The organism is Mesorhizobium sp. M2C.T.Ca.TU.002.02.1.1 (genome assembly GCF_003997225.1).
Window position 1 is genome coordinate 1 of record NZ_RZTO01001169.1, and the last position, 1,386, is coordinate 1,386.

1 protein-coding gene is annotated in these 1,386 nt (G+C 68.2%); it reads left to right on the forward strand.

Annotated elements, in window-relative coordinates:
- Positions 1 to 547: 547 nt before the first annotated feature.
- Positions 548 to 1,386 (forward strand): PLP-dependent aminotransferase family protein (locus tag EOD07_RS34420; protein WP_127238354.1); only part of this gene is annotated, 839 nt, incomplete at its 3' end.

Sequence of the window (1,386 nt, forward strand, 5' to 3'; positions counted from 1 at the left end):
GTCGAACTGTCGTCATTGCTCGCTTTCCGCCCCGCAGCCGGGATGGCTGCGGGGTTGATGGTCTCGGGAGGAGATGGCTGCGATTGCTGGCGGCGGGCGAAAACCCTGCCGTTTCGTTCGGCCGGACGCCCTCCCAGCGCCGTGCCTCACATGTTCTTGTCGACGTCTTGCCCCAACGTCAGTGCGCGAAGTCTACCCCGCTCTGTCTCCCTCGCGAGGGCCAGTTTTCCGGAAAATGAAGGAACCAGTTTGTGCTGGGAGGTGGGTGTGGCAGGATGGGGGGATGGACATTCTCGAAATCACCGATCGTCGGCGCGAGGCCCCCCTCTCTGCCCTGCCGGGCATCTCCCCCTCAAGGGGGGAGATCGGCAGCTCAGGCGCCCCGCTCGTCTTTGCAACGTTGGCGATTGGCGAAACCCAACGCGACATCCAATCTCCCCCCTTGAGGGGGAGATGTCCGGCAGGACAGAGAGGGGGGCGAAGGAACTCGACGTCGAAAGCCAAGCGTGCCGTGGCTCGCCAGCGCGCGTACGGGTGGGCGTAACCCATGCGCCCGCACCCCAAACCCCAACCTTTCCCGCTCGATACGCTCACCGTGAACCGCTCGAGCCCCGAGCACCTCTCGCGCCAGCTCTATCACGGCCTCGTCGCCATCATCCGCAGCCGCGCGCTTCCCCCCGGCTCGGAGCTGCCTTCCACCCGCGCTTTGGCCGCCGAGCTCGGCCTTGGCCGCAACACCATCGTCGCCGCCTACGACCAGCTCGTCACCGAAGGCTATCTCGCCAACCGCCAGGGCGCCCGCCCGGTGATCGTCGATCTGCCGGAAGGCCCGCGCGAGTCGCCGCGCGAGGAACCGCCGCTGCCGCTGCGGTCACCCTCGCTGCGCGGCCGGCTTCTGCTCAGCCAGCCTTACCATCACGGCCGTCCAGGCCATGTCGCCTTCCATCCCGGCATGCCGGATGCGCAGAGCTTTCCCTTCGGCGTCTGGGGCCGGCTGGTCGCGCGCCGCGCCAGCCATGGCGGCGAGACGCTGTTCGGCACCTATGACGTCACCGGCCATCCGGCGCTGAAGGAGGCGATCGCCGGCTATCTCTTCTCCGCGCGCGGCGTGCGCTGCCGTCCCGAGCAGATCGTCGTCACCACCGGTGCGCAGGCCGCCTTCGATCTCCTGGCGCGCCTGTTGCTCGACCCCGACGACACGGTGTGGATGGAGGAGCCCGGCTATTACGGCGCCAAGGCCGCCTTCACCGTGGCCGGCGCCAGGATCCTGCCGATCGCGGTCGACCAGGAGCGCGGCTGGAGGCTCGATGCACCTGTGTTTTCGCCCCGCCTCATCTATGTGACGCCGGCCTGCCAGCATCCGCTCGGCATCACCATGCGCATGGA